Origin of the sequence: Streptomyces phaeochromogenes, assembly GCF_001418655.1 — a bacterium.
Taxonomy (GTDB): domain Bacteria; phylum Actinomycetota; class Actinomycetes; order Streptomycetales; family Streptomycetaceae; genus Streptomyces; species Streptomyces phaeochromogenes.
The window spans coordinates 1-6,803 of the sequence record NZ_LIQZ01000404.1; the positions used below are offsets into that span (position 1 = coordinate 1).

General features: G+C 68.2%; 6 protein-coding genes. 5 read left to right on the top strand and 1 reads right to left on the bottom strand.

Translation table 11 applies throughout. The features are described from left to right. The 5 genes from AOK17_RS40340 to AOK17_RS40360 all read left to right on the top strand — a co-directional run. On the top strand, nt 1–1,103 hold a 1,103-nt coding region (locus tag AOK17_RS40340), incomplete at its 5' end, for an ABC transporter substrate-binding protein (RefSeq protein WP_055617607.1). Continuing rightward, complete coding sequence (locus tag AOK17_RS40345) at nt 1,103–2,074, top strand: carbohydrate ABC transporter permease (RefSeq protein ID WP_055617608.1); 972 nt, start codon at nt 1,103–1,105, stop codon at nt 2,072–2,074. The genes AOK17_RS40340 and AOK17_RS40345, both read left to right, overlap by 1 nt. Then, a complete protein-coding gene (locus AOK17_RS40350; protein WP_055617609.1) occupies nt 2,071–2,979 on the top strand; it encodes a carbohydrate ABC transporter permease in 909 nt (302 codons plus the stop codon). The genes AOK17_RS40345 and AOK17_RS40350 overlap by 4 nt, the downstream gene beginning before the upstream one ends. 7 nt (nt 2,980–2,986) lie before the next feature. After that, complete coding sequence (locus AOK17_RS40355) at nt 2,987–3,595, top strand: hypothetical protein (RefSeq protein WP_055617610.1); 609 nt, start codon at nt 2,987–2,989, stop codon at nt 3,593–3,595. A 125-nt stretch (nt 3,596–3,720) separates the two neighbouring features. Then, on the top strand, nt 3,721–6,468 hold the full coding sequence (locus AOK17_RS40360; RefSeq protein WP_055617611.1) for an exo-rhamnogalacturonan lyase family protein: 2,748 nt from the start codon (nt 3,721–3,723) through the stop codon (nt 6,466–6,468). A gap of 87 nt (nt 6,469–6,555) precedes the next feature. On the opposite strand, the gene AOK17_RS40365 is transcribed toward AOK17_RS40360, so the two are convergent. Next, the coding region (locus AOK17_RS40365; protein ID WP_055617612.1) for an SCO7613 C-terminal domain-containing membrane protein at nt 6,556–6,803 on the bottom strand (248 nt) is incomplete at its 5' end.

Consider the following 6,803-nt stretch of genomic DNA (forward strand, 5'->3'; position numbering starts at 1 on the left):
TCGCGCTCTTCGAGAAGAAGTACCCGAAGATCAAGGTGAAGACGGACTTCCAGGATTACGTGGCCTTTTGGGAGAAGTTCCAGACCCAGGCCGCGGGCGGAAATCCACCGGACGTATTCCAGAACGCTGTCGCATTCCTGCGGAAGTACGACAAGAGAAGTGTTCTCCTCGATCTCAAGTCCCAAGTGGACGCGGGAAATCTGAGCCTCAAGAACTTCCGCGCCGGAGTCGAGAAGGTCGGCGAGGTGGACGGAAAGCTGCTCGGTATACCCGTCGGCTCCAACACCATGTCGTTGGTCATTGACGAGAAGGTCTTCGCGGCGGCCGGAGTCAAGCCCAAGCAGGGCTGGACCTGGGACGAGTACTTCGACGCCCTCGAAAAGATCCGCAACAAGCAGAAGGTGTCCGGCGACACCGGCTACTTCGGGATCATGTACCTCTACGACCTCTATCTCCGGCAGAACGGCAAGGCGTTCTTCACCGAGGACGGACTCGGCTTCGAGGAGTCCGACCTGACGGAGTGGTGGACGGACGCCTACAACCGCGTCAAGGCCGGGATCATCACCGACCCGAAGAAGATCGAGCAGCTCAAGCCCAAGTCGGCGCTGGCCTCGGGCGACGGCGCGTCCGAGTTCACCTGGGACAACTTCACGGTGCGCTACACCACGGAGGGCGACAGCACGTACGGGCTGGCGCCGATCCCGACCACCGACGGCAAGGAGACCGGCCAGTACCTCTCCTCGCTGATGCTGAGCGGCTCCGCCCGGACCAAGCACCCCAAGGAGGTCGCGCAGTTCATCGACTTCATGGTCCACGATCCAGAGGTCGGCGCGATCATGGGCTACGACCGCGGCATCCTCGCCAGCACCGAGCAGTTCGAGGCGTACAAGCCGACCGACGCCCCCAACAAGGCGATCGCCCAGTACGAGGAGGACGTCGCCGCGGCCGGGGTCCTCGGGACCATCACCCCGCACCCGGCGGGCGCCGACACCGTCGAAGCGGCCTTCCTGCGCATCGCCGGTGACATGTCCCAGGGCAAGACCAAGGTCTCCGACGCGGTGAAGCAGTTCTTCTCCGAGGCCGAGTCCGCGCTCGCCGCCTGATGGGAACCGCAGTGACGACGCTCGTCAAGGACTCTCCGCCGGATGCCCCGGAGAAGCGTCCCGGTCGCCCCGCCGCCGTCAGGCGGCGGGGCCGCCGGGAGAATCTGGCCGGCTACCTCTTCATGTCCCCGTGGATCGCGGGCTTTCTGCTGCTGACCGCGGGGCCCATGGCCGCCTCGCTCTATTTCGCGTTCACCGACTACAACCTCTTCGACTCCCCGCAGTGGATCGGCTTCGACAACTTCACCAGGATGTTCGACGATCCGCGGTGGCAGAAGTCGGTGGAGGTGACGGCGAAGTACGTCGTCATCGGTACGCCGCTGAAGCTGCTGCTGGCGCTCGGCGTCGCCCTGCTGCTCGCCCAGAGCCGGCGCGGGCAGGCCTTCTACCGGGCGGCGTTCTACGCCCCGTCGCTGATCGGCGCGAGCGTGTCCGTCGGCTTCGTGTGGCGCGCGCTCTTCTCCGACGACGCCGTCGTGGACCGTACGCAGTCGTTCTTCGGGTGGGACGTCGGCGGCTGGGTCGGGGACCCGGACTGGGTGCTCTACAGCCTGGTGGCGCTCACCGTCTGGCAGTTCGGGGCGCCCATGGTGATCTTCCTCGCCGGGCTCAAGCAGGTGCCCAAGGAGCTGTACGAGGCGGCCGAGGTGGACGGCGCCGGGCCGTTCAAGCGGTTCTGGAGCATCACCCTGCCGATGATCTCGCCGGTGCTGTTCTTCAACGTGCTGCTGGAGACCATCCACTCGTTCCAGATCTTCGGCTCGGCGTACGTCGTCTCCAACACCAGCTGCGGACCGGCCGACTCCACGCTCGTCTACACCTGCTACCTGTACCAGAAGGGCTTCAAGGAGGCCCAGATGGGCTTCGCCTCCGCGATGGCCTGGATGCTGCTGCTCGCCGTGGCGCTGGTGACGGCGGTCCTCTTCTGGTCCCAGAAGCGGTGGGTGCACTACGAGGAGGCCTCCCGATGAGCACCACCACGACCCCGCCCACGAGCCCGACCCAGGCCCCGACCACCCCGCGCAAGTCGCTGGACCTCGGGCGAAAGCGGACCGGATCGCTCGCCTGGCACCTCGGCGCTCTGATCGTTCTCGCGGTCGTCCTCTATCCCGTGATCTGGGTCCTGGGCGCCTCGTTCAAGCCCAGCCGCGAGATCATCGGCAGCCTGGAGCTCTTCCCGACCAGCCCGATCCTCCAGAACTTCAAGGGGCTCGCCGACGGCATCGCGGACATCTCGATCGCCACGTTCTTCGAGAACTCCCTCTTCTACGCGCTCGGCTCCGTCGTCGGCATCCTGATCTCCTGCTCGCTGACGGCGTACGCCTTCGCGCGCATCCGGTTCGCCGGGCGCAACCTGATGTTCTCGCTGATGATCGGCACGCTGCTGCTGCCGTACCACGTGCTGCTCATCCCGCAGTACGTGATGTTCCAGAAGATGGAGCTCATCAACACCTATGTACCGCTGCTGATCGGCAAGTACCTGGCCACCGAGGCGTTCTTCGTCTTCCTCATGGTGCAGTTCATGCGGAACCTGCCGAAGGAACTGGACGAGGCGGCGCGGCTCGACGGCTGCGGGCATCTGCGGATCTACTGGTCGATCGTGCTGCCGCTGTGCCGTCCGGCGCTCATCACCAGCGCGATCTTCACCTTCATCAACGCCTGGAACGACTTCATGGGCCCGCTGATCTACCTCAACGAGCCCGGCAAGTACACCGTCTCGCTGGGCATGATGATGTTCCGCGACCAGGAGGGCGTCGCCAACTACGGCGGCATGATCGCCATGTCGCTGGTGGCGCTGCTGCCCGTGCTGGCCTTCTTCCTCGCCTTCCAGCGGTACCTGATCGACGGCATGGCGACCTCCGGGCTGAAGGGCTGAGCCGGTCATGACCCAGACGCGTACGAAGGCTCGTACGGCCGCCGCTCCCAAGCGTGAATCTGCGTTCGCCGAGCGGTTCGCACTGTTCGCCGAGTGTCTGCTCACCGGGGTGTGGATCGCGGTGGCCTCGCTGCCCGTGGTCACCTATCCCGCCGCGTTCGCCGCCGGGTCCCGGCATCTTCGACGGCGTACGGCCCATCTGGGCGGTGGCTGGCGGGAGTTCGTCGCGGACTACCGGTCGGCCCTGCGCGGCGGGTGGATCGCGGGACTCGCCGGGTGGGCCGCGGCCCTCGCGGTGTGGGTCGACGTCCAGGCCGTGCGTGCCGGTATTCCGGGCGGCCCGGTCGTCGGGGCCGTCGGCCTGTTCGCCCTGATCGGGCTGGTCGTCGCCGGGCTGCGCGCGGCGGCGGTCTGGGAGCCCGGCGCGTCCTGGCGGGAGCTGCTCGGGGCGGCCGGTCGCCGCACGGTCCTCGACCCCGCCGGGTCGTTCCTGCTGGTCGGCGGAGTGGCCGTGGTGGCCTGCTCCGCATGGTTCGTCCTGCCGCTGGCGGTCCCCGTGCTCGGGGCCGTCGCGGCGGCGGCGCTCGCCGTGGAGGAGCGCGGCCGGCACCGCTGAGCAAACCGTCCAACAGCACCCATCACACGTACAGGTACACAAGGTCGGCGTCCGGCGCCGCGCCTCTCTCTGTCATGCCCCTGACTTCTCCTACTTCCCCGCACGGAAAGGAAAGGCTGGATCTCATGTCTCCCATCCCCCGCAGGTCCCTCCTCAAGGCGGCTGCCGTCGCCGGAGCCGCCGCCCAGTTCAGCTGGGCCCTGGGCGCCCAGGACGCGCAGGCCGCGCCGAGAGCCGAGGCCGCCGACGCGGACCCGGTGACCCTGGACTGGCTGGAGGACGGCGGCCTCGGCGCCGCCCCCGGCTCGACCGTGGGCGTGCCCTGGCCGAAGGGCGCGTACGAGAAGGAGCAGACGTTCGCGCTGACCGACGGGGACGGCAAGGAGGTGCCCGTCCAGTCCTGGCCGATCGGCTACTGGCCGGACGGCTCGCTGAAGTGGACGGCACACGCGGTCGGACCGGGGGCGGGCAGCGGCAAGCTCACGCTCGCCGCGGGGTCGCCCGCCGCGCCCGCCAAGAAGGTGACCGTCGACAAGCGCGGCGGCACCATCGACGTGTCGACCGGTGTCATCACCGCGAAGATCGGCAAGAGCGGCTCCACGCTGGTGAAGTCCGTGCTGCGCGGCTCGACGGAGATCGCCAAGGACGGCCGTCTCGTGCTGCTGCGGCAGCCCGAGATCGAGGACGGCGACCAGGGCGCGGAGAAGTACGAGCGGTTCGAGAGCGTCATCGCGGAGGTGGAGGTCGAGCAGGACGGGCCCGTCCGTGCCGTCGTCCGTATCGACGGCAAGCACCGCAAGGGCAGCCGGAGTTGGCTGCCCTTCTCGGTCCGGCTCTACTTCTACGCGGGCGCCGAGTCGTTCCGCATGGTGCACACGATCACCTTCGACGGCACCCAGGAGCCGGGCAAGGCGAGTGGTGACTTCATCCGCGGCATCGGCGTGCGGTTCAAGGTGCCGATGCGCGACGCCGCGTACGACCGGCACATCCGTATCGGCGGCGAGGGCACCGGTCTGCTGCGCGAGGCGGTCAAGGGCATCACCGGTCTGCGCCGGGACCCGGGCACGGCTGTGCGGACGGCCCAGTTCGAGGGCAAGAAGCTGCCCGACCCGTCGACGTGGGACCAGCGGGTGACCACCCGCCTCCAGTACATCCCAGAGTGGGGCGACTACACGCTCTCCCAGCTCTCCGCGGACGGCTTCTCGGTCCGCAAGCGCACCAAGAAGGGGCACGGCTGGATCGGCGCGGGCGGCGGCCGGCGGGCGAGCGGCTTCGGGTATGTCGGCGGCGCGAGCGGCGGACTCGCCTTCGGGCTGCGGGACTTCTGGGAGAAGTTCCCGGCCCAGCTCGACATCCGCAACGCGCAGACCGACGAGGCCGAGGTCACCATGTGGCTCTGGTCGCCCGAGGCGCAGCCCATGGACCTGCGCTTCTACCACGACGGCATGGGCCAGGACACGTACCCCGAACAGCTCGAAGGCCTCAACATCACCTACGAGGACTACGAGCCGGAGTTCGGCACCCCCTACGGCATCGCCCGTACCAGTGAACTCCTCTTCTGGGCCCACGAGTCGACGCCGAGCGCCGAGGCGATGGCCGAGCAGGTGGACGCCGTCCGCACGCCGGCGCAGCTCGTCGCCCCGCCCAGGCACCTCATCAAGGCGGGCGTCTTCGGCAGGCTGTTCTCCGAGCCGGACCGCACCACCGCCGCCAAGGCGAAGATCGAGGACCATCTCGACTTCCTCTTCACCTATTACAAGGACCAGGTGGAGATGCGCCGTTGGTACGGCTTCTGGGACTACGGCGACATCATGCACAGCTACGACCCGAGCCGGCACCAGTGGTGCTACGACGTCGGCGGCTACGCCTGGGACAACTCCGAGCTCTCGCCCGACCTCTGGCTCTGGTTCGCGTACATGCGCTCGGGCCGCGCCGACATCTTCCGCTTCGCCGAGGCCATGACCCGGCACACCGGAGAGGTCGACGTCTACCACCTCGGCAAGTGGGCGGGCCTCGGCACCCGCCACGGCGTCCAGCACTACGCCGACAGCGCCAAGCAGCAGCGGATCGCCAACACCACCTACCGCCGCTACTACTACTTCCTCACCGCGGACGAACGCGTCGGCGACCTCATGCACGCCAACGTCGACTCCGACGAGACGTTCCTCGTCCTCGACCCCATCCGCAAGATCCGCACCGAGCCGTACGAGCCGGACCGCAACGCGCTCTCCATCGGCTTCGGCACCGACTGGAGCGGTCTTGTCTCCGCCTGGCTCACCGAGTGGGAGCGGCGCGGGCCCAAGTGGGAGAAGGCGAAGGCGCGGGTCCTGTCGACGATGGAGACCATCGCCGCCCAGCCCAACGGGTTCGTCCAGGGCAGCGCCCTGTACGACCTGGACACCGGGAAGTTCGCCGTCGCGGACAAGGCCGTGGTCGGTGTCTCGCACCTCTCGGCGATGTTCGGCCTGGTCGAACTGAACGCCGAACTCCTCGACCAGATCGAGATGCCGAAGTTCAAGGAGGCGTGGCTCGACTACTGCCGCTACTTCAACGCCACGAAGGCCGAGCAGAGGGCCCGCTACGGCTCCGACTTCGGCTCCCTGCTGCTCTTCCAGGGACACGCGCGGCAGGACGCGTACGCCGCCGTCCAGTTGGGCGACGATGCGCTGGCCGCGCGGGCGTGGCGGCAGTTCTACAACAGCGCCGACGCGTGGGACTACAAGGAGTCGACGGACTGGTCCACGAAGAAGGTCGACGGGCCGACCGGCTTGGTCCCGGGCAGTGAGGCGTCGTGGGTTTCCACCAACACGACGGCGTTGTACGGGTTGGCGGCGATCCAGAATCTGGCGTTGGTGGGGGACAAGATGCCGTGACGCTCCACTGGGGGCGCGGGGTTGACTGTGCGGGTCCGCCGGGGCCGGGCGCGCAGTTCCCCGCGCCCCTGTAGGGGCGCGCCTGTGTCAGTGCATTCTGCCCAGTACCTCTCGGACTCGGCGGGCGTCTCGGAGCCGTTGTTCGTATGTGGCGCCCAGGGCGAGGAGCAGGAGGCCGGCCAGTGCCGGGGGTACCCAGCGGGGTACCGCGCCCATCGCCTGGGCGATGTACGGGGCCAGTTCGTGGAGGGCGACCAGGGCGAGGGTGCCGCCGCCGAGGACGAGCAGGGCCTGGAGGCGTTGCCGGGCGCCGACGAGGGTGACCAGGAGTGCTG

Excerpts from the sequence above, each read along its gene's own strand:
- AOK17_RS40350 (WP_055617609.1), top strand. The coding sequence starts at position 2,071 with ATGAGCACCACCACGACCCCGCCCACGAGCCCGACCCAGGCCCCGACC.
- AOK17_RS40360 (WP_055617611.1), top strand. The coding sequence starts at position 3,721 with ATGTCTCCCATCCCCCGCAGGTCCCTCCTCAAGGCGGCTGCCGTCGCC.
- AOK17_RS40345 (WP_055617608.1), top strand. The coding sequence starts at position 1,103 with ATGGGAACCGCAGTGACGACGCTCGTCAAGGACTCTCCGCCGGATGCC.
- AOK17_RS40355 (WP_055617610.1), top strand. The coding sequence starts at position 2,987 with ATGACCCAGACGCGTACGAAGGCTCGTACGGCCGCCGCTCCCAAGCGT.